Origin of the sequence: Nocardia nepalensis (assembly GCF_048910785.1) — a bacterium.
Lineage (GTDB): Bacteria > Actinomycetota > Actinomycetes > Mycobacteriales > Mycobacteriaceae > Nocardia > Nocardia nepalensis.
In genome coordinates this window covers 791,428-811,787 of sequence record NZ_JBKBET010000028.1, presented here as the reverse complement: position 1 = coordinate 811,787, position 20,360 = coordinate 791,428, and the positions used below count along the sequence as shown (strand labels likewise).

Genomic DNA, 20,360 nt, shown 5'->3' with positions numbered 1-20,360 from the left:
GGCCGCCGCATAGCGTTCGGTCGTCGGCTTGCTCCGGCGAACCATCCGGAAATCGAGGTCCGGAACGGCGAGCGGGAACAGGAATCAGGTCGGCCGGGCCATGTGGAGGGGAGTTCGGCGGGCACGCCTCCTGTTCCCGCCGCAGACCGCAGATCGCCACCAACCACATAGAGGGGGAAATCCTTGAGCACGCCCGGCACCGTCTACCTCACCATCCCCTCCGGCCGGTATCGGCTCGCGGGCATGGGAACCCGGCTGGGCGCGCGGCTGATCGATACCGTCATCGTCGGCATCCCGATCGGCATCGTCGCGGCGGTCGTCGTCAGCGCGGACTCGTCGAGCGAATACGCCGCCGAGACCGACCCCGGATTCGGTATCGGCACCGCACTGCTCGTCGTCCTGCTCGGTCTACTCGCCAGCATCGCCTACGAGGTCGGCCTCACCGCGACCCAGGGCGCGACCTTCGGCAAGAAGGCGCTCGGCATCCGGGTCGTGCGCACCGATACCGCGGCCGCGCCGGGCGAGGGCATCGGCAGCGTGGCTGCCCTCATCCGCTGGGCCACCCTCGTCCTGCCGAGCCTGGTCTGCGGTGTCTGGGGTGTGCTGTGCGCGCTATCGCCCTACTGCGACAAGGCCGCTCGTCAGGGCTGGCACGACAAGGCCGCGAAAACCTTTGTCCTCGCGTCGTCCTAGCGCGCCGCCGCTAGGGTCGGAGCCTGAGGAGCCGTCGGCGCTTGCCCGGCCGAATGAGTGCGGAGGTGGCCATGCCCGAACGGTCGGTAGCGCCGGTCATAGTCGTGATGGGTGTTTCCGGATGCGGAAAGTCCACGGTCGGCGCGCTGCTCGCCGAGACGCTGCACGTCGAATACGCCGAGGGCGACGACTTCCATCCGGCCGCCAATATCGCGAAGATGGCCGCCGGTGTGCCGCTGACGGATGCGGATCGCGCGCCGTGGCTCGACATCGTGGCGGCCTGGCTGGGGGAGCGACAGGAGCGCGGTGGCGTGGTCAGCTGTTCGGCGCTGAAGCGGAGGTACCGCGATCGGCTGCGTGCGGCCGCACCGGGGGCGTTCTTCGTTCATTTGGCCGCGTCACGCGCGGAGCTGGCTCGCCGGATGGACGAGCGCCGCGGCCATTTCATGCCGTCGGCCCTGCTCGATTCGCAGCTGGCGGCGTTGCAGCCGCTGGCTTGCGATGAGTTCGGCGTCACCGTGGACGCGATGCAGGATCCCGCCGAACTGGTACGCGAAGCGGTTACGGCATGGGAGTCGAATTAGCTCACGTTCTGTCGGAATGTGTGCGGCTGCGCGCGACGCGTGCTGCGGCCAGCCAGGCCACACCAACGATGACCAGCGGAATGATCAGCAGCAGCGGTACCGTCGCCGCACCCGCGAGCGGATGCAGCCAGCCCGCGATCGTGTCGCATACGGCGTCGATCACCGCACGAGCCAGCTCTGCCACTGGAGAGTGCCCGTCCGGCCCGGCGTTGGCGTGGTCCGGCCATCGATTCACGGCCAACACCCTACGACATCGGATCGGCCTGTCACGTATTTCCGCAGGCGGACACTCAGAAAGTTCTCAGCCCCGGTCTGTCATTGTGGTGGTATGACCAATCACCACGCGCCACCGCACCCCGTTCCGGTCTGGGGCGTGGCAGTGCTGGCCGCGGTGGTCGTCGGCATTACCGTCAGCGTCCTCGGCCACGACGGCGTCACCGCGATCGACCGGCCGGGAACCGATTGGATCGTCGGACACCGTGCCGGTGTGGTCACGCCGGTCGCGATCGGGATCAGCGACCTGGGCGGCACCCTGCCGATGACGGCGCTGGCGATAGTCCTGTGTCTCGGGCTGGCCTGGCGTCGGCGCTGGTCGGAGGCGGTGCTGGTCGGTGTCGCCACCGCGGGCGCCGGAGTGCTCGTCGTGGTCGGCAAACACCTTGTCGGCCGGAGTCGCCCGCCCGCGGTCGACCACCTCGTCACCGAGACCAATCAGGCTTTTCCGTCCGGGCACAGTCTCGGCTCGATCGTGGTGATCGGAGTCCTTGCCGCGGTGGTGCTCTCGCGGCTGGATCGCCCGGCCGCACGCCGGACCGCGGTGACCGTGGCAGCCGTATTCGTTATGGCCGTTGGCCTTTCCCGGTGGTATCTGGGCGTGCACTGGCCGACCGATATTCTCGGCGGCTGGTGTATCGGCGCGCTGTGGCTCGCGCTGTGTCTTGCGGTGTACGGGATCTATCGGACCGACAGGGCCGGTGTGGTGCAGGTGGCGTCGGAGACATTGGGAATGCAGACGCCGGCTGCCTCGGAGAGCAGCAGCGCCCCGCCCACCAGTGCGGCGACGGCGACCGCACCGAAGACGAATACCCAGAGCAACGCGGGGATATGAGTGAGCCGGGCGAGCTGATCGGCATCGGAGTCCGCGCCCTGCGGCATCTGCCAGCGCCGGACCCGGCCGCGCTGCAGTTCGATGACCGGTCGGGTGCCCGCGAGCAGTAGGAACCACGCGCCGAGGTAGGCGAAACCCGCTTGCACCGTATCGGTTCCGAACCAGGACACGGCGAAGACGATGGCGCCCAAGCCGAATACCGTCAGCAGTCCGTAGAAATTGCGCACCTTGATCAGGACGGCGGCGAGCAGGGCGATGGCGGTCCAGAGCATCAGCGTGATGCGGTTGGCGCCCAGCAGTGCAGCGAAGCCGAGACCGAGCAGCGGTGGCGAGGGATAGCCCGCCATCGCGGTGAGAATCATGCCGAGGCCATAGGGTTTTCCGCTCGATACGGTCAGTCCGGAGGTGTCGGAGTGCAGGGTGATGCTGTTGAGCCTGCGACCGGTCAGCAGCGCGGTGAGCGCATGACCGCCCTCGTGCGCGATGGTGACCACATTGCGGGTCACCCGCCACAGCGGGCTGTATCCGACCAGAATCAGCGCCGCCACTGCTGTCGCGAGAACCAACCACCACGGTGGCACTGCCTGGGTTGTGGTGAGCCGGTCCGCGATGGAGGCGCCGTGCTCGACGAATTCCGCTGTTTGCACCGCCGCACCTTAGCCGGCCGCGGCGAGCTTCGCTGGGTCGTCGCGAGTCGGGTCAGTTGGTGACGGTCTCGCCGAGGCGCGCCGAGCTACGCGCCGCGTCCAACAGTCGCAGCGTGGTGACGGCATCGCGCGGGTCGACGGGAACGGGTGCGCCGTCGAGGATCGCGGCGGCCATTCCGGAGTAGAAGGCGGGGTAGTCGCCCGCGAGCGTCGGGACGGGTTCCGCAGCGGGTTCCGCGCCCAATACACCCCAGCGCTCGGGTTCGACTGCGCCCCAAGGTTCGGCACCGTCATCGGGTCGGCGGCCCGCTCGCAGCGCCTGCTCCTGTGGGTCCAATCCATAAGTGAGGTAACCTGATTCGGAACCGAGCACTCTGAAACGCGGCCCCAGCTGTGGTGTTACCGCGCTCATCCATAAATGTGATCGCACGCCCGAGGTGTGGGTGAGTGCGACGAACGCATCGTCATCGGTCTGGATACCTGGCCGTCGCCGATCCAGCTCGCCGTACACAGAACGCACCGGACCGAACAGCGTCACCGCCTGGTCGATCAGATGGCTGCCCAGGTCGAACAGCAATCCGGCACCCTCATCTGCGGAACCGACCTCGCGCCAGCCACCCTTCGGCACCGGCCGCCACCGCTCGAACCGCGATTCGAACCGCCGCACTTCGCCGAGCCGCCCGTCCGCGATCAACTGCCGCACCGTCAGGAAGTCGCCGTCCCAGCGCCGATTCTGGAATACCGACAGCGCCAGACCGACGCTCTCGGCTCGTGTGATCAGATCCTCGCCCTCGTCCACATGCACCGCGAACGGCTTGTCGACGACAACCGGCAACCCGGCGTCCAACGCCTGCCGCGCCAGCGGCGCATGCGTCCGATTCGGCGTCGCGACGACCACGAGATCGATGCCGGCGATATCGGCGAACAATTCCTCCGCACTCGCCAGCACCCGCACCCCGGGATGCTCGCGCCGGGCCTGCTCACCCCGCTCGGGCGATGCCGTCACCACCGCCGCCACCCGCATCCGCGGCTGCGCGGCGATCAACGGCGCATGAAAGACCGATCCGGCCAAGCCATATCCGACGATGGCCACCTGCAGGCTGCTCATCGCTGCGACGCTACCGCCGAGCCCGGCGCGGAAGGTACGGCGCTGCCCTCTTGACTTGTTGTTGCGACAACAGATACTGTTGTCGCAACAACAACTGATCGGGGAGTGTTCCGATGTATGTGATCCACGAAGAAGCCGTTATCGCCGGAGGGGTTGAGGAGATCTGGCAGGCCGCCACCGATGTGGTCAACTGGCCGTCCTGGGATCCGCATGAGGAGAAGGCCCGGATCGACGGGGCGTTCGCGCCGGGCGCGACCGGGTGGGTGAAACCCAAAGGCGCGCCAGCCGGTCCGTTCACCATCACGGCGGTCGAGCCGGGGCGGTCGTGGACCAGTGAGGCCGGAATTCCGTTCGGGAAGATTCGCGGTCACTACACCTATGAACCGCTCGGCGATGGGACTGTGCGCGTCGGCAAGCGGATGGAGGTGCACGGCCCGTTCCGGCCGATCTTCCGGTTGATCTGGGAGCGCGGCATCCGTGCCGATATGCATCTGACCTTCGCGGCGCTGGAACTCGAGGCGCGGCGGCTGGCGGGTGCGGCTCAGGAGCGCGAACGTGGCTGAACCGCGCGGCCCGCTGCTGAGTCCTGGGTTCTGGCTGCACCACGCCGCGCTGGAGTGGCGCGCGACCGTCGAACGCAACCTGCGCCCACTCGGTCTCACCCTCACCCAGTTCAACCTGCTGGCCTCGGCGGGCTGGCTCGGCAGGCAGGGCGAGCTACCGACCCAGCAGCAAGTGGTGGATATGGCGGGCGCGGACCGCATGATGGGCTCCCGCGTCATCCGCGTCCTGGAAGGCCGCGCCCTGCTGGTTCGCCGCCCGGATCCCGGCGACGCCCGGATCCTGCGCATCGAGGTGACCGCCGAGGGGCGCGACCTCGCCCGCCGCGCCATCCGCATCGTCGTGGATACCGACGAACAGATCTTCGGTCCCGATAGCGACGCGCTGCGCGACCGGCTCGAGTCGATTGCCGCCGGGCGTGGCGGGAGATGACGCGACACGAAACGGAGCTTTAGCCTCCGCTTTCGGCTAGGATTGCTTTGTCGAAGATCCCCGTAGTTCTCAATCGAAGCAAGGGGCGAGTCCATGACCGAAAGTGATGCGTTATCGCAGTTCGATCCGACGAAAATTGATTTCGAACAGGCCTATCGGGGCAAAACGCTCGTCGCGGGCATACCGATGGACCGGCTACCGTGGGACATCGGCAAACCGCAGCCGGTACTGGTCGAATTCGAGCGTGCGGGCCGCATCACGGGACAGGTCCTGGATGTCGGCTGTGGGCCGGGAGATAACGCCATCTACCTCGCGAGTCTGGGCTATCAGGTGTCCGGCCTGGATTCCTCGCCCACCGCGATCGAGGAGGCGCGCGCCCGCGCCGCGGCGCGCGGTGTGGCCGCGACCTTCTCCGTCGCCGACGCGACCCAGCTCGACGGCTATGACGGCCGGTTCGACACGGTGGTCAGCAGTGCCCTGTTCCATTGCCTCGCACCGGAACAGCGCCGAGATCACGTCGCCGCGCTGCATCGAGTCATGCGCCCCGGCGCCCGGTTGATCCAATTCTGTTTCGCGGACAAGGGGCACAGCGAGGTGTATGCGCCGCATCAGATCGGCGAGGAAGAGCTGCGCACCAGCTTCGCCGCACCGGGATGGTCGCTGACCACGCTGCGCACCGACCGGATGGTAGCCATCATGCCGCCCGCGCTCGTGCGAGATATGTTGGTCGAGCGGGGAGTCGAGCTCGAGACCGACGAGACGGGCGCGCTATTGCTGCCGATCTGGGTACTGGAGGCCGAACGGGTCCGATAGCGGTCGATCACGCGGACCGATCGCACTCGAATGTCGTTCGGTCCGCGAGCAATACCGTGAACGTCAGCACCCACGCCCCAACGGCCACCACCACTTGCCACCATCGCTGTGCCACCCGGATATCACATCTCGTGACGCGATCTTGGTCAAGCAACTTGATAGCAATCGGTTTCGCGCGTTGATATCTAGAACTCGGCGCGGGTCTACCCGGCTCCCGGCGATTCGGCGTGCGGTGGCCGACCGGCGTCGGCGCCAGTTCTCGGCAACGCGAAGACGTCGGGGCGCAGGCAGTTCCGGCGGGGGTCGGGGTGCAGCGGCTCAGGCTCATCGATGATGATCCGTGCTTGCCAGCCGCCGAGTTCGAGGCCTTCGGAAGCCCGGGCACCGAGGCGGTTATGGAGTCGCGCACGCCGACCGAGCCCCGGTCGAGGTAACGCATACGTTTTCATGACGAATGGGCGCCACCGCGACGGATGATCAATAGAAATCTGCGCTGAAAGGCGCTGCGACGGTTACGGTGTGCGCATGTGGCAATACGCCCTGTGGGGCGGTGCGGGCGCGGCGGCCAACTGTGGCATCGCCTACCTGGAGGACAGCAGACAGGTAAAGGGCGTGCCGTGGCTGAAGCGCAACCGCGGACCAGGCGGTGGCGTATACCTGAGCTGGGTGCTCATCCATCTGTCGGTCGCAGGCCTGACCACATGGGCTCTCGCCTCCGCCGCCATCATCACCACGACAGCCGCCGCATTCGGCGCCGGGGTCGCAGCGCCCGCGCTGGTGAAAAAGCTGGCCTTCTACGGCGAATCACTCGCACCGCCCCCTGTCACCAGAAACGAGCCCCCCAAGGGCAGGCATGCCTGAGCAGTCATTCAGCCGGCGACTGCTGTCGACCGTTGCGGGCACCTGGCCCGCATTCCAGCCGCGACCGACGACGGTGCTGGAAGGACCGCCCGAGCCAGCTGAGCGGCGGTGGTTGCAGGCACCACCGAGGCCAACAGGGACCGCGCCGACTTGGCGACGATTGCTGTCGATGCTGGCTGGTACCTGGCCGACGCGGACCTGACCAGATCGAATCTGGAGCGCGCAAACCTGTCCGCCGATACGACAACCGCCACGCAAGGTCGACGGGTCGATATCGTCGACGGCCACAGCGGGTTTCGCCTTGCGGTCGTCAGGAGCAGCGACCCGTTGCTGGACGTGATCCCGACCGGTGCCGAGGGAACCGATTGGGATAAGGCGGTTTTCGATGCCTTGATGGATTCTCCGACCCATGATCAATGATCTCCGCGTGCCGGTGGAGGGGTAGGCTTCGACGATTCGTGCCCGCCTCTCACTTGGCCGCCTTCGCCGTCGCGGCGCTGATCATCATCGTGATTCCCGGCCCGAATGTGCTTTCTGTATGACCGCTCACCCATCGGGTTGCGACCGTGCGGCTTCGCCGATGTGTGTTTCTCAGAGTTTGCTGATGTGTCACGATCTCGCCGCGGCCAGCGCGTAGCATCTTGGATGCAACGAATCCCGGTTTGCCGGGCGGCTGCCCGGTGGAGAGGAGATTTCGTGAAAATCTCGGTCATCGGCACCGGCCTCATCGGCTCTCAGGTGGTACGCGAGCTCAATGCGGCCGGACACGATGCGGCCGGGCATTCCCGCTCGACCGGCGTGGACCTGCTCACGGGCGACGGGCTCGACGAGGCACTGCGCGACGCCGAGGTCGTGGTGGACGTGGCCAACTCACCGACTTTCGACGAGGCCTCCGTCGATTTCTTCCGCACCTCGGTGCCCAACTTGTTGGCCTCGGCGCAGGCGGCGGGCGTCGGGCACATCGTGACACTGTCGATCGTCGGTGTCGACCAAGTGCCCGGCCTCGTCTACTACCAGGCCAAGACCCTGCAGGAAGACCTGGTCAAGGCCGGGCCGATCCCGTACTCGATCGTGCACGCCACCCAGTTCATGGAGTTCGTCGTCGCGGCATTGGAGTGGACCACCGATGGTGATGCCGTGCGCTTGCCCAGCACCCCAATCCAGCCCATCAGCGCTGCCGAGGTCGCCGCCGCCGTCGCCGAGGTCGCCGCCGGACCTCCGCTGCGCGGTACCCGCTCCATCGCGGGTCCGGAGATCTTCACTCTCGACGAGGCGGGCCGCATCGCTTTGGCGGCCAAAGGGGACCGCCGCCACGTCGTCACCGACGAGACCGCCGGCCTGTTCGCCGCGGTCAAGGGTGACGCGCTCATCGCGCCCGATGGCACCCGCCTGGGCACCACCCGCTTCCGCGACTGGCTGCGGTTTCCCTGACAACGGTGGGAGGCAGCACGACGAACCGTCGCCCGGACGATAGGGTCGCCCTTATCACCGGCGCGAGCAGAGGCATCGGCGCGGCCGTTGCCCGGTTGCTGGCATCGCGGGGCATGCGGGTAGTACCTCGACCTCGCCGTAGGTGCCGCGGACCTGCTCGAGCGCGGCGGCGTCGTCGCGAACGTCGGCCCGCACCGCCAGCGCGCGACCGCCGCTGCGGCTATCGATGCGACCACGGCATCGGCCTCATCGCGGCTGCTGCGGTAGTTCACCTGCCGTCATCGGTGCTGCCAAAGGTCAGTGTGTCCGATTTCGGCCGAGATCAACAGGGGCTTCAGGACTCAGCGGCGCGGTGCGGCGGTGTACTCCTGTTCGGGGCGGCCCGTGGTGCCGTAGCGCAGGCGCATCTGGACGGTGCCCGCGGCGACGAGGGCGGCCAAGTAGCGCTGGGCGGTAGCCCGGGAGATGCCGATGGCGGTGGCTACCTCGGCGGCGGACAGCGGAGCGGTGGCGTCGAGGATGGTGTGCAGGACAAGGTCTTTGGTGGGGGAGGCGATGACGGTAGCGGTGGTGGGCGCGGAGATCGGACGCAGCGCTTGGAGGGCGGCCTCTATGCCCGCGTTATCGATCTGCGGTGCGGCGAGGGTGCGGCGGTAGCGGGCATATCCGGCAAGGCGGGCCGCGAGCATGGTGTGCGGGAAGGGCTTTACCAGATAGGCGAGCGCACCTGCGGCCAATGCGGCTCGGACGGTGGCACTTTCGGTCGCGGCGCTCAGCATCATGGCATCGCAGTGCAATTCGCGGACCAGGTCGATGCCGGAACCGTCGGGTAGATATACATCGACCAGCGCCAGATCGATCGCGTTGGCGGCGTTGAGCTCTCGCGCGGCGGCCACGGTATTCGCGGTCCCCGCGACGGTGAAACCCGCGATGGATTCGACGATTCCGGCGTGCAGGTTGGCCACTCGGAAGTCGTCGTCGACCACAAGCACGGTCAGATCTGTTGCGGCCACGGCATCTCGCTGTCTACCAGTACTCCGGGGATTCGGGCGATGAATTCGGCGCCGGTGAGCGGCGGCGCGCCACCGCCCGCACTGGCCAGACGGACATCGCCGCCGTGCGCGCGGGCGATCTGCCGGATCAGCGCGAGCCCGACACCGCGCCCGCCGGGCACGCCGTGATCCTCGCGGGTCGAGGCGCCCTCGGTGAACAGCGTGTCGATCATCTCGGACACGACACCGTCGCCGCTGTCCGCGACCGTGATGTGCAGCGTCGAATCCTCCTGCACCAGTTCGACTTCCACCTGTTTGGTGGGATTGTCGGCGATGCGCGCCGCCTCGATCGCATTGTCGAGCAGATTGCCGAGCACCGTGGTGACATCGACGGGCTCGGCGAGATTGCCGTCCACCCAGGTATTCGGTCCCAGCACGAGTTCGACGCCACTCTCGCGCGAATGCGCCGCCTTGGCCGCGAGAAAGGCCTGCAGATACGCATCGTGGATCGCATCGATCCCTGGCGTCGCCGCGCCGAGCGGTCCCGCGCCGATCAGCTCATCGATCACATGCGACGCCTCTTCCGTGCGTCCACCGTGCAGCAACCCGCTGAGCAGGTGCATTTTATTGGAGAATTCGTGGCGCTGGGCGCGCAGCACGGTGCTCATCGACTGCACGGCGTCGAGCTGGCGGGTCAGCGCCTCCACATCGGTGCGATCGCGCACGGTGAGCACCGCGCCGAGATCGCGGCCTTCGCGGGTGACCGGCCGGGCCGCGACCACGACGATATGTGAGCCGATGGTGGCCGGTGTCGGTTGTTCGTCGAGCGCACGGAAGACCTCCAGCACCCGTGGCGTCAAACCGATCTCGTCGACCGGCTTGCCGATATCGGCGCTGATCCCGAGCAGCCGCCGCGCCTCGTCATTGACAAACGTTGTGCGCCAAGCGGAATCGACGGCGAGTACACCACGGCCGATGCCGTGCAGCACCGCCGCCTGGCCTTGCACGAGTTCGGCCAGTTCGGCGGGCTCGAGTCCGAGCGTCAATCCGCGCCACCGCCGCGCCAGCAAGGCCGATCCGGCGATGCCGACCAGTAGCGCCGCCGCGATCAACAGTGCGGCGGTGCGCAGATCGGAGAGCAACTGCCCGCGAATCGCGGCGGTCGAGATGCCGACACTCACCGCACCGACAATCCGATTCGAACCGCTTTCCACCACAGGAACTTTCGCGCGCACCGATGGACCGAGCGTGCCGCGCTCCTCGACGATCACCTCCCGACCAGCCAGGGCTTCCGACGGATCGGTGCTCACATGCTCGGTCAGTCGCGCCTCGTCGGGATGCGCCAACCGGATTCCGGCGTCATCGGTGATCACCACGAACAACGCGCCGGTGCGCTGAGTGGTATCGATCGCGATACGCTCCAGCGGTCCCGCCGTGAGCTGCGGTCGAAGTTCGGGCGTCACCGTGCCCGGCGCGTACCGGGCGACCTCCTCGCGCACCACTGGTTCGGCCGCGATGCTGCGCGCGATGGCAAGTGCGCGCTGTCCGTACTGATCGTTGAGCCGTCGATCGCTGACATAGCCGAACACCGCGAAGGCGGCGCCGAGGGTCACCGAGACGATCACGATCTGCAGCAGCAGCACCTGGGTGCGCAACCGGAAGTGTCCGGTCGTGCTCCGTCGTGCTCTGCCCTCGATGGCCATTTCCGCAGCATAAACCACGGAGAAACCGGTGAGCAGAATGCGCACAACCTTCGAATCGGCCGTTTGCACGGGTTGTGCGCACAAGCCTCGAAGTGTGACCCGGCGCACGTAGGTTCGCTCTACCTGATCCGCTAGGAGCAAGAAAAATGACCGAACCACTCATCGAGCTGCGGAGCGCGACGAAGCGCTTCCCCGGCACCGGCGGCGGCATCCACACCGCCGTCCGCAATCTCGACCTCGCGGTGCGACCCGGCGAATTCGTCGCCGTGGTCGGCCCGACGGGCTGCGGAAAGTCGACGACGCTGTCGTTGGTCTCCGGGCTGGAGCCGGCCTCGGCCGGGCGGACGCTGGTGCGCGGCAAGGATGTCCACGGCATCCCGGACGGCATCGGCTACATGTTCCAGCAGGACGCGGTGCTGCCGTGGAAGAGCGTGATCGATAATGTCGCCCTCGGCCCGCGCCTGCGCGGCAAGTCCAAGGCCGAAGCGCGCGAGCAGGCGCGCGGCTGGGTGCGCAAGGTCGGTCTCGCCGGTTTCGAGAGCTACTACCCGCATCAGCTCTCCGGCGGCATGCGCAAGCGCGTCGCGCTGGCGCAGACGCTGGTCAACGACCCCGAGATCCTGCTGATGGATGAGCCGTTCAGCGCGCTGGACGTGCAGACCAGGCAGCTGATGCAGGACGAACTGCTGCGGGTGTGGGCGGGCACCGGTGCGGCCGTCATCTTCGTGACCCACGACCTGGAAGAGGCGATCGTGCTCGCCGACCGGGTCGTCGTCATGACCGCCAGCCCGGCCACGGTCTGCGGCAACTTCCCGGTTTCGCTGGAACGTCCGCGCGATGTCGAGGAGGTCCGGCTCACCAACGAATTCCGCGACATCTACAAGGAAATCTGGGAAACGCTGCGCGATCAGGTCGAGGCAGCCCGAGGCAAGGGAGCCGCCCGTGTCGCATAATCTGCTCGAAGATATGGCGAAGTCCGCGCCCGAGGTCGAAATCGAAACCGAGGATCAGATTCTCGCGCGCGTGCGGACCAACCTCCGGCGCAACCGGTTGCGCACCTGGGGCCTGCGGATCGCGCTTATCGCGGTCTGGCTGGGCGCGTGGGAGCTCACCGCAACGCTGTGGATCGATCCGTTCTTCTACTCCAAGCCCTCGCTGATCTGGGACCGCCTGGTCGAATGGTTCACCGACGGAACGCAATTCGGCTCGATCTGGCTGCAGATGTACACCACCGTGCAGGAGGCGGTGCTGGGCTTCGTCATCGGCGCGGTGGCCGGTGTCGTACTCGGCACGCTGCTCGGCCGCAGCCGGTACTGGGCCGAGGTACTCGCGCCGTTCATCAAGGCGCTCAACGCCGTTCCGCGTATCGTGCTGGCTTCGCTGTTCATCATCTGGTTCGGTCTCGGGCTCAGCTCGAAGGTCGCGACGGTGGTCGTATTGGTGTTCTTCGCCGTATTCTTCAATGCCTTCACCGGTGCGCGTGAGGTCGACGGCAATGTCATCAACAACGCCCGCATTCTCGGTGCGAGCAAGCGTCAGGTGCTGAGCTCGATCGTGCTGCCGAGCGCGACCACCTGGATCCTGTCCAGTCTGCACACCGCCTTCGGCTTCGCGCTGATCGGCGCGGTCGTCGGTGAATATGCCGGTGCGAGTAAGGGTTTGGGTCTGCTGATCAGCAATGCGCAGGGCACCTTCGACTCGGCGGGCATCTACGCGGGCATGATCATCATCACCGTCATCGCGCTGCTGGCCGAATGGGCGATCGGCGTGGCGGAGGGGCGATTGCTGAAATGGCGTCCGTCGCAGGCGACCTCGGGCCACGGGATCTGATCATGCGGTACCTCAAGCACCTAGCGGTCATTGTCGGGGTCGTCGCGGCGCTGCTGCTGGCGACCGGTTGCCGGGATTCGCGGACCATTCCGATGGCGAACGGGCGGCCCCAGATCACCATCATGGTCGGCGGTTTGGAGAAGGTGATCTACCTGCCCGCCATGCTCACCCAGCGCCTGGGTTTCTTCGAGAAGAACGATATCGACGTCAAACTGCTCGGTGAACAGTCCGGCGCCAGTGCCGAAACCGCGCTGCTGACCGGCGATGTGCAGGCCGTGGTCGGCTTCTACGACCACACCATCGACCTGCAGGCCAAGGAGCAGTGTCTGACCTCGGTGGTCCAATTCGCCGATGTGCCAGGCGAAGTGGAGCTCGTATCCAAGGCGGATGCGGCGACCATCACCTCGCTGGCGGATCTGCGCGGCAAGAACCTGGGCGTGACCTCGCTCGGTTCCTCGACCGACTTCCTCACCCAGGCGCTGACCGGCCAGGCGGGCATGACCACCGCCGACTACACGCGCGTGAAAGTCGGTGCGGGCCAAACCTTTATCGCTGGCATGAACCACAACGGCATCGATGCCGGAATGACCACCGATCCGACGGTCGCCACCATGGTGAACTCCGGGGAGGCGAAGATCCTGGTGGATATGCGCACCGAGGAGGGCACCCGCGCCGCACTGGGCGGTCTGTATCCGGCATCGTCGCTGTACATGCGGTGCGACACCGTCGACGCGCATCCGGATATCGTGCGAAAGATCGCGACCGCCTTCGTGCAGACGCTGCAGTGGATCAAGACGCACACCGCGGAGGAGATCGCCGACAAGATGCCGTCGCAGTACGCGAGTGCCGGCCGGGATCTCTACGTCCAGTCCATCCGCGACTCGATCGGCATGTTCAACGGCACCGGCCTGATGAAATCCGAAGGCGCCGAGAATGTTCTGAACGTCCTGGGCAAGTACTCGAAGAACGTGCGCCCGGTCCGGGACCGCATCGATCTGTCGAAGACCTACACGACGCAGTTCGTGCAGGAGGCGCTGCGCGCGAATCAGCAGTAGCGACACCACGAAATCCCATGGCGACCGGCGAACATCCGGTCCGCCATGGGATTTCGGCCGTTCAGCTGCCGGTATTCGCTACGTCTTCGGTGTCGCGGGCCTTGAATTCGGCCTTCCACTCCCGGAAGCCCTCCTCGGTCCGGCCGCGCCGCCAATAGCCCGAGATCGAGGCCGCCCATTCGGCGGATACGCCACGGTCGCGGCGCACGTAGCGGCGCAGATCCTGCATGACGGCGCGGGCCTCGCCGTGGATGAAGACCTGCACCCGGCCGTCGCGCCACACCGCCGCGCGCACGGCCTCGGCCAGCGCATCGCCGGGCTCGCGCGCACCGCGGTGCAGCCAGGTCAGCTCGATGCCGCTGGGCTTGTCCAGCTTCAGTTCGTCATCGGGTCCGGCGACCTCGACGAAGGCCTGTCCGACCGCATCGGCGTGCATTCCCTCGAGCGCCGCGGCGATCGCGGGCAGTGCCGCCTCGTCGCCGGCCAGCAGGTGCCAGTCGGCATCGACGCGTGGTGCGTAGGCTCCGCCCGGTCCGAAGCAATCGATCGTTTCGCCAGGTCGCACCGAGGCCGCCCACGGCCCGGCAATGCCCTCATCGCCGTGGTAGACAAAGTCCACGGCCAGCTGACCGGCATCCGAATCGACCGAGCGCACGGTATACGTGCGCAGCACATCGATCCCGTCGCGCGGGAAAATGAACTTCACATACGAGTCGGTGAACTCGCTCGGCCGAAACGCGGCGAAGCCCGGTCCGCCGAAATGCACCCGGATCAGATGCGGTGTCAGTCGCTCGGTGCGCTGTACCGTCAGGGTGGTGCGGGGTCGTGCCAAGGTAACCTCCACAAAATCGCTAATTAGGTTTGCCTTACCAACCGTACCTGGTTCGGTTCATGCTGAGGGTTACCGCAGACGCGCGAGCCCTGGATATCACAGGATTATCGGCATGACGCAGACCGTGCCGAGCGCCGTCCACACGATCCAGCAGCGCTATCGGGAACCGAATCCGACCGAGCCCGCGCACTGGAATCCGGTGCTGCAGGTCCTGCACGAGCATCGCTCGGTGCGCCGCTACCTCGCCGACGACGTTGCCGACGACACCCTGCGCCTGCTGATCTCGGCGGCCCAATCCGCACCGACCTCCTCCAACCTGCAGGTCTGGAGCGTCATCGCGGTCCGCGATCCGGCGCGCAAGTCACGCCTGGCCGCGCTGGCCGGCGGACAGGCGCATATCGAACAGGCACCGGTACTGCTGGTATGGACCGCCGATTTCGCCCGGCTCCGCCAACTCGCCGACGACCATGAGGCGCCCCTCGCCGGTGCCGACTACCTCGAATCGAGCTATGTCGGTTTCATCGACGCCGCCCTCGCCGCACAGAACGCCGTGGTCGCCGCGGAATCCCTCGGCCTCGGCACCGTCTACATCGGCGCCATCCGCAACAACCCGGAAGCGGTCGCCGCGGAATTGGAGCTGCCCGAGCAGGTCTTCGCCGTCTTCGGTCTCGTTGTCGGACATCCGGATCCGACCGAGGACGCCCGCATCAAACCGCGCCTGCCCCAACCGGCGGTCCTGCACCACGAAACCTACGACCTGCCCACCCAGCGCACCCACGTCGCCGCCTACGAAACCCGAATCGCCGCCTTCTACGCCGAACAACAACTGTCCCACTCCTGGACCGAACGCGTCCTGGCCCGCCTGGCCTCGGCCGCCAGCCTCAACGGCCGCCACCGCCTCCGAGACTCGCTGGCCGATCAAGGCTTCCGCCTGCACTGAATTTCACATATTTCGGGGCGCGCGCCGGGCCGGTGGGGTTGCAGGTAGCGTGGCGGGCTGATCGATCTCGAGCAGCACGGGAAGGACTGCACCATCGATGACAGCCTTTGACCGTCAGCTACCAGCTGATGCGGCGCCCACCGACTCGGCCGGATCCGGCGAGGAGGGGTATTCCCGGGGGCTGAGCCCGCGGACCATTCAGATGATCGCGATCGGCGGCGCCATCGGCACCGGCTTGTTCTATGGTGCGGGCGGTGCGATCGAACAGGCCGGGCCCGGGCTGATCCTGGCCTATCTCGCGGCGGGTCTGGCGATCTTCGTGATCATGCGCGCGCTGGGAGAATTGCTGACCTACCGGCCGATCTCGGGCAGTTTCGCCGAGTACGCGCACGAATTCCTCGGAAGGTTCGCGGGATTCGTAACCGGCTGGTCCTATTGGGCGGTGTGGGTCGCCACCTGCATGGCCGAGATCACCGTCGCCGGGAAGTACGTGCAGTACTGGTTCGATATCGCGCCGTGGCTCACCGCGCTGGTGGTGTTGGCGGTCATGTTCTGCGCCAACCTGATTTCGGTGCGGCTGTTCGGTGAGGGCGAATTCTGGTTCTCCGCCATCAAGGTCACCGCGATCATCGCGATGATCCTGATCGGCATCGGGGTGCTGACGATCGGCTTCGGTCATGCCGCCAACCCGACGGTCACCAATCTGTGGGCCGATGGCGGGGTGTTCCCGAACGGGTTCGGGCAGTCGCTGCTGGTGTTGCAGATCGTGCTGTTCGCCTATGTCGGTGTGGAATTGGTCGGTGTGACGGCGGGCGAGGCGCGGGAGCCGCGTAAGACGTTGCGCAAGGCGATCAATACGCTGCCGTTCCGCATCGGCCTGTTCTATGTCGGTGCGCTCGTGGTGATCATGTCGGTGGCCAGCTGGCGCAACTTCCACGCGGGCAAGAGCCCGTTCGTGGAGGTATTCGAGCAGATCGGCATCCCGGGCGCCGCGGGCATCATCAACTTCGTGCTGCTCACCGCCGCGCTGTCGTCGTGCAACTCGGGCATTTACTCGACCGGCCGTATGCTGCGCACCCTGTCGCTGCACGGGGAGGCGCCCGCACGGCTGAACAAGCTCAGTTCGCGCGCGGTGCCGTATGCGGGAATCACCGCTTCGGCGGCCGCGATGGTCATCGGCGTGATCGTCAACGTGATATCGCCGGATAAGGCGTTCAACTACATCACTTCGGTGAGCACCATCGGCATCATCTTCGTCTGGGGCATGATCCTGGTCTGCCACTTGATCTATCGCGCCAAGGTCGGCCGTGGTGAGCTGCCCGCCAGCGACTACCGCTTGCCCGGTGCTCCGGTCACCACCTGGCTGGCGCTGGCCTTTCTCGGTTTGGTGGTCGTGCTGCTGTTCTGGACCGAGGGTGGGCGCACCGCGATCATTGTCGGAGCGGTCTGGGGTGTGCTGGTGTGCGGCGGTTACCTGGCGATGACCAAGCTCGGTAAGGGCGCAGTGGTCACTGAAACCGTCTGAGGATGGGCATGGTCCCGATCGTCGGCCAGACTGACAGGATGGCCTTGAATCGAGATGCGGATGCCAGCAGGCTGGCCGCGGAATCACTCGCGGAGGGCGATCCGACCGGTTGGTTCGAGCGGCTTTATGCGGAGGCGGCCAGCGGGGACGCGATTGTGCCCTGGGATCGGGATCAGCCGAATCCGATATTGGTCGAATGGGCCGAGCGGCGCGAGTTGGACGGGGTCGGGCGACGGGCGTTGGTGATCGGTTGCGGGTACGGGCAGGATGCGGAGTACATCGCGCGGCTCGGATTCGCGACCACCGCCTTCGATATTTCACTAACCGCGATTGGTGAAGTGCGCCAAAGGTTTCCGGAGTCACCGGTGACGTATGTGGTGGCCGATCTGCTGGATCCGCCTGCCGCGTGGCAGGGTGCGTTCGATCTGGTGGTCGAGGCGATCACGGTGCAGTCGATGCCGGTGTCGGTGCGCGACACCGCGATCGCCAATATCCGGCGGACCGTGGCGTCCGGTGGACAGCTGATCGTGATCTCCGGGTTCCGCGCGGAGGGTGAAGAAGTGAACGGCCCGCCGTGGCCGCTCACGCCATCGGAGATCAATACGTTCGCGGCCGACGGACTTCGAGCGGTGAACATCGAACGCGACGTGGAAACGCAACGGTGGCGGGCCGAATTCCATCGCTCGGCTGAGTCATAACAGGCACTTCCCGAGGCTCAGACGTGTGCTGTCGGCTTGCGGTCCGTGCGGATCAACGTGGTGATCTCGGTGGCCGCGCGTTCGCCCGAGCGGATGGCCCCGTCCATATAACCCATCCAGATCGTCGCGGTTTCGGCTCCGGCCCAATGGATTCGGCCAACCGGTGCACGCAGCGCGGGACCGTATTCGGTCCAGGTGTTGGGCGGCATGAAGGCCCCGTAGCAGCCGCGGGTCCACTCGTCCGCGGACCAGTCCTTCTCGATGTAGTCGTTGGGCTCGGCCGCCGCGGGTCCGAAAAACCTTGTCAGGCTTGATATCACGATGTCACGCCGCTCCTCGACGGAGTAGCGGCCCAGTCGCCGGGCATCGCCACCTTCCAGGAAGGCGAGCAGCACACCGGGATTCCCGTCCGGCGGCGAATTGTCGAAGGTGACCTTCACCGGTCCGGTGGCGGCCGTGACCTGACCGGACAAGCCATCGGCACGCCAGAAGGGCGTGTCGTACACGGCCATGGTCTTGATCACCGAACCGTTCGGCATGCGCTGGGTCAGCTGGTCGCGATCGGCGGGCAAGGCGGGGGAGTACACGAGCCGACCCGCCAACGCCGGACTCATCGCCACGACGACACGCCGCGCCAGGATCCGAATGTCGTCGCCGTGCACGATGACGGAGCCATTGGTCTGCTCGATCTTGCGCACCGGCGTATTCAGCAGCACCCGCTCACCCAACTGCTCGGCCAGCGCAAGCGCGATCCGCTGGGAGCCGCCCACGATCCGGGTTTGCTGTGCGCCACCGTCGGTTTCGATCATCGGATCCACACCGCCACCGGCATTGAGATAGGCCAGCAGATGCAGCAGCGCCACATCGGCCGGATCGGCGGCCCACACCGCCTTGCAGACCATTGTGATGGCCTGCCGGGCGACACCGGAGCGCAAATTGCGCCGCATCCACGATTCGACGGTCTCGGTATCCCACTGCCGCGCCCGCGCCGCCGACCAAGGTGCGTCCGCGGGCACCGCGCGCGACATCCGATCCAGCCGCTGCAGACCGATGAACGCCTCTAGCAGGGCAGGCGAGGCGATCAGCGGAATCCTGCCGCGGTAGCGCCGCAGCTTGCCGCGGTGTTCGAACAGATGCCGACCGTCGGTGTAGGTGGGAAACGTTTCCAGCCCCAATTCGTCGATCAGCGCGAGCACCCGATCCTGTCCCGGACCGACCCACTGGCCACCGACCTCGACGATCTTGCCGTCCCCGATCGGATGGTTCAGCGTGCGACCGCCGACCCGATCCCGGGCCTCGACGACCACGACCTCGAGTCCGTCACGGTATAACTGTCTTGCAGTTGTCAACCCGGCCAGGCCGCCGCCGATCACCGCGACATCCACCGTGCGTTCGACACCCATGGCGACCACCGATCCACCCGTGACCGACGACTCGGTCGTGTGATCCGACGTTATGACCGGCGAACCATGCCGTCAATGCCGCGAAACGCCACGGCTGCGATGGCTGGTTCCTTGCATTGGGCGGCGGATCGCCCCACTGTGATCATGAGCGCAACCCGATGCATCCATGGAGGAAACGATGACAGAGCAGACGCTGGCGGAGCTGATACCCGGTGACCTACCCCCGGGCATCGCCGACCTCGCCCCGGAGGTCCAAGCCGAACTCGCCCAGGCGGTCGTGGACGCCCGCTGGCGGCAGGCCGATGAACTCAAGGCCGACGCCTTCGGAATGCTGGACTTCCTGCCGCGCTTCCTGCTCGGCGCGGTGAAGAAGGCGGCCGGACTGTGACGGATCCGAAGAATTCGGCCCAGTTGCTGAAACTGGCACGAACACTGGATGTTCCGGTCGAACAGCTCGCTTACCTGGCCGAGGTGCCCGATCAGGACCTGCGCGAATTCCGCCGCCAGGTCACCGATCTGTTCGTCGCGGGACAGGAGGCCGGATTGCAGCGGGTTGCGCAGGCCTCCAAGCTGATTCCGGCGCCGATCACCGCGAAGATGGTGGCGCGAAACCGCAGTGCGCTGCTCGCGGCCCGGATGTCGGGCGTGCTCGATCCCGGGCATGCGGTCGACGTCGCCAAGCGACTGCCGGTCGACCTCCTCGCCGATATCGCCGCACTGCTCGATCCACGGCATTCGGCGGCCATTATCGGTGGCCTGCCCGAGCCGACCATTGTCGCGGTCGGCAAAGAGCTTGCCACACGCGAGGATTGGATCACTCTTGGCGATCTGGTTGTCTCGATCTCCGATAAGGCGGCCCGCGCTACCGAGGCGGCCCTCGACGGCCTCGCACTCGTCCGCTCGGCCTTCCTCGTCGACGACCCCGCGCACCTGGAACGCTTGATCAACCTGGCCTCTCGTGCCAAGCTCACCGAAATGTTGCGGGCCACAACCGAACACAATCTCTGGTCGGATTACCGTCGGACGCTCGACCTGCTCTCCGAATCCGCGATCGACGCGGTCCGCGCCGCCGCCGAAGACCTGCCCGTCGAGCAGCGTGCTCGCGCGCTGGCCGAAATCGCCGAGCGGCACTCCGCCTCATAAG

General features: G+C 66.6%; 23 protein-coding genes and 1 pseudogene. 17 read left to right on the top strand and 7 right to left on the bottom strand.

Annotation, left to right across the window (positions count from 1 at the left end; genetic code table 11):
• Positions 1–183 precede the first annotated feature (183 nt).
• Together ACHQ4I_RS24595 and ACHQ4I_RS24590 are read left to right on the top strand one after the other, a co-directional pair.
• The gene (locus ACHQ4I_RS24595) at positions 184–693 is read left to right on the top strand and encodes an RDD family protein (protein ID WP_420774158.1); all 510 of its coding nucleotides are present in this window, start codon (positions 184–186) and stop codon (positions 691–693) included.
• A 71-nt stretch (positions 694–764) separates the two neighbouring features.
• Positions 765–1,277 carry a gluconokinase gene (locus ACHQ4I_RS24590; protein ID WP_420774157.1) on the top strand — a complete coding sequence of 171 codons (513 nt, stop codon included), beginning with the start codon at positions 765–767 and terminating at the stop codon, positions 1,275–1,277.
• A 1-nt stretch (position 1,278) separates the two neighbouring features.
• Here ACHQ4I_RS24590 and ACHQ4I_RS24585 read toward each other — a convergent pair whose 3' ends face one another.
• Positions 1,279–1,512, bottom strand: coding sequence for a hypothetical protein (locus tag ACHQ4I_RS24585; RefSeq protein ID WP_420774201.1), 234 nt, complete (start codon positions 1,510–1,512; stop codon positions 1,279–1,281).
• Between ACHQ4I_RS24585 and ACHQ4I_RS24580 the strand changes: the two are divergent.
• Positions 1,399–2,214: pseudogene (locus tag ACHQ4I_RS24580) on the top strand (phosphatase PAP2 family protein); the annotation flags it as partial. The gene ACHQ4I_RS24585 and the pseudogene ACHQ4I_RS24580 overlap by 114 nt on opposite strands.
• A gap of 17 nt (positions 2,215–2,231) precedes the next feature.
• Here ACHQ4I_RS24580 and ACHQ4I_RS24575 read toward each other — a convergent pair.
• Both ACHQ4I_RS24575 and ACHQ4I_RS24570 read right to left on the bottom strand, forming a co-directional pair.
• The gene (locus ACHQ4I_RS24575; protein WP_420774156.1) at positions 2,232–3,032 is read right to left on the bottom strand and encodes a M50 family metallopeptidase; all 801 of its coding nucleotides are present in this window, start codon (positions 3,030–3,032) and stop codon (positions 2,232–2,234) included.
• 52 nt (positions 3,033–3,084) lie between these two features.
• Positions 3,085–4,140: a Gfo/Idh/MocA family protein gene (locus ACHQ4I_RS24570; protein WP_420774155.1), complete on the bottom strand. Its 1,056-nt coding sequence runs from the start codon at positions 4,138–4,140 to the stop codon at positions 3,085–3,087.
• Between the two features lie 113 nt (positions 4,141–4,253).
• Here ACHQ4I_RS24570 and ACHQ4I_RS24565 point away from each other — a divergent pair, with 113 nt between their 5' ends.
• The 6 genes from ACHQ4I_RS24565 (at position 4,254) to ACHQ4I_RS24540 (ending at position 8,238) form a co-directional block, all read left to right on the top strand.
• A complete protein-coding gene (locus tag ACHQ4I_RS24565) occupies positions 4,254–4,703 on the top strand; it encodes an SRPBCC family protein (protein ID WP_420774154.1) in 450 nt (149 codons plus the stop codon).
• A complete protein-coding gene (locus ACHQ4I_RS24560; RefSeq protein WP_420774153.1) occupies positions 4,696–5,133 on the top strand; it encodes a MarR family winged helix-turn-helix transcriptional regulator in 438 nt (145 codons plus the stop codon). Before ACHQ4I_RS24565 ends, ACHQ4I_RS24560 begins: the two co-directional genes overlap by 8 nt.
• A 93-nt stretch (positions 5,134–5,226) precedes the next feature.
• Entirely contained in the window at positions 5,227–5,946 is a 720-nt protein-coding gene (locus tag ACHQ4I_RS24555) for a methyltransferase domain-containing protein (protein ID WP_420774152.1), read from the top strand.
• Between the two features lie 525 nt (positions 5,947–6,471).
• Positions 6,472–6,807 (top strand): hypothetical protein, encoded by a 336-nt coding sequence (locus ACHQ4I_RS24550; RefSeq protein WP_420774151.1) that lies wholly within the window; start codon positions 6,472–6,474, stop codon positions 6,805–6,807.
• A 108-nt stretch (positions 6,808–6,915) separates the two neighbouring features.
• Positions 6,916–7,227, top strand: a complete 312-nt coding sequence (locus ACHQ4I_RS24545; protein ID WP_420774150.1) for a hypothetical protein — start codon at positions 6,916–6,918, stop codon at positions 7,225–7,227.
• 276 nt (positions 7,228–7,503) lie between these two features.
• Positions 7,504–8,238: an SDR family oxidoreductase gene (locus ACHQ4I_RS24540; protein ID WP_420774149.1), complete on the top strand. Its 735-nt coding sequence runs from the start codon at positions 7,504–7,506 to the stop codon at positions 8,236–8,238.
• Between the two features lie 341 nt (positions 8,239–8,579).
• Here the strand turns inward: ACHQ4I_RS24540 and ACHQ4I_RS24535 are convergent, their stop codons facing one another.
• Positions 8,580–9,251 carry a response regulator gene (locus tag ACHQ4I_RS24535; RefSeq protein WP_420774148.1) on the bottom strand — a complete coding sequence of 224 codons (672 nt, stop codon included), beginning with the start codon at positions 9,249–9,251 and terminating at the stop codon, positions 8,580–8,582.
• Positions 9,233–10,933: a sensor histidine kinase gene (locus tag ACHQ4I_RS24530; protein ID WP_420774147.1), complete on the bottom strand. Its 1,701-nt coding sequence runs from the start codon at positions 10,931–10,933 to the stop codon at positions 9,233–9,235. Before ACHQ4I_RS24530 ends, ACHQ4I_RS24535 begins: the two co-directional genes overlap by 19 nt.
• 146 nt (positions 10,934–11,079) lie before the next feature.
• Between ACHQ4I_RS24530 and ACHQ4I_RS24525 the strand changes: the two genes are divergently transcribed.
• The 3 genes from ACHQ4I_RS24525 to ACHQ4I_RS24515 are packed head-to-tail and all read left to right on the top strand — an operon-like array spanning position 11,080 to position 13,818.
• The gene (locus ACHQ4I_RS24525; RefSeq protein WP_420774146.1) at positions 11,080–11,886 is read left to right on the top strand and encodes an ABC transporter ATP-binding protein; all 807 of its coding nucleotides are present in this window, start codon (positions 11,080–11,082) and stop codon (positions 11,884–11,886) included.
• A complete protein-coding gene (locus ACHQ4I_RS24520; protein ID WP_420774145.1) occupies positions 11,876–12,763 on the top strand; it encodes an ABC transporter permease in 888 nt (295 codons plus the stop codon). Before ACHQ4I_RS24525 ends, ACHQ4I_RS24520 begins: the two co-directional genes overlap by 11 nt.
• Before the next feature lie 2 nt (positions 12,764–12,765).
• A complete protein-coding gene (locus ACHQ4I_RS24515) occupies positions 12,766–13,818 on the top strand; it encodes an ABC transporter substrate-binding protein (RefSeq protein WP_420774144.1) in 1,053 nt (350 codons plus the stop codon).
• A 61-nt stretch (positions 13,819–13,879) separates the two neighbouring features.
• Here ACHQ4I_RS24515 and ACHQ4I_RS24510 read toward each other — a convergent pair whose 3' ends face one another.
• Positions 13,880–14,650 (bottom strand): siderophore-interacting protein, encoded by a 771-nt coding sequence (locus tag ACHQ4I_RS24510; RefSeq protein WP_420774143.1) that lies wholly within the window; start codon positions 14,648–14,650, stop codon positions 13,880–13,882.
• 112 nt (positions 14,651–14,762) lie between these two features.
• Here ACHQ4I_RS24510 and ACHQ4I_RS24505 point away from each other — a divergent pair, with 112 nt between their 5' ends.
• The 3 genes from ACHQ4I_RS24505 to ACHQ4I_RS24495 all read left to right on the top strand — a co-directional run bounded on the left by ACHQ4I_RS24505 (position 14,763) and on the right by ACHQ4I_RS24495 (position 17,813).
• Positions 14,763–15,590 (top strand): NADPH-dependent oxidoreductase, encoded by an 828-nt coding sequence (locus ACHQ4I_RS24505; protein WP_420774142.1) that lies wholly within the window; start codon positions 14,763–14,765, stop codon positions 15,588–15,590.
• A 97-nt stretch (positions 15,591–15,687) separates the two neighbouring features.
• Entirely contained in the window at positions 15,688–17,115 is a 1,428-nt protein-coding gene (locus ACHQ4I_RS24500) for an amino acid permease (RefSeq protein WP_420774141.1), read from the top strand.
• Positions 17,116–17,153: 38 nt separating this feature from the next.
• Positions 17,154–17,813 carry a class I SAM-dependent methyltransferase gene (locus tag ACHQ4I_RS24495; protein ID WP_420774140.1) on the top strand — a complete coding sequence of 220 codons (660 nt, stop codon included), beginning with the start codon at positions 17,154–17,156 and terminating at the stop codon, positions 17,811–17,813.
• A gap of 17 nt (positions 17,814–17,830) precedes the next feature.
• On the opposite strand, the gene ACHQ4I_RS24490 is transcribed toward ACHQ4I_RS24495, so the two are convergent.
• Complete coding sequence (locus ACHQ4I_RS24490; RefSeq protein ID WP_420774139.1) at positions 17,831–19,216, bottom strand: flavin monoamine oxidase family protein; 1,386 nt, start codon at positions 19,214–19,216, stop codon at positions 17,831–17,833.
• 178 nt (positions 19,217–19,394) lie between these two features.
• Here ACHQ4I_RS24490 and ACHQ4I_RS24485 point away from each other — a divergent pair, with 178 nt between their 5' ends.
• Both ACHQ4I_RS24485 and ACHQ4I_RS24480 read left to right on the top strand, forming a co-directional pair.
• Positions 19,395–19,604 carry a hypothetical protein gene (locus ACHQ4I_RS24485; protein ID WP_420774138.1) on the top strand — a complete coding sequence of 70 codons (210 nt, stop codon included), beginning with the start codon at positions 19,395–19,397 and terminating at the stop codon, positions 19,602–19,604.
• Complete coding sequence (locus ACHQ4I_RS24480) at positions 19,601–20,359, top strand: hypothetical protein (protein WP_420774137.1); 759 nt, start codon at positions 19,601–19,603, stop codon at positions 20,357–20,359. Before ACHQ4I_RS24485 ends, ACHQ4I_RS24480 begins: the two co-directional genes overlap by 4 nt.
• The last annotated feature ends 1 nt before the right edge of the window (position 20,360 follow it).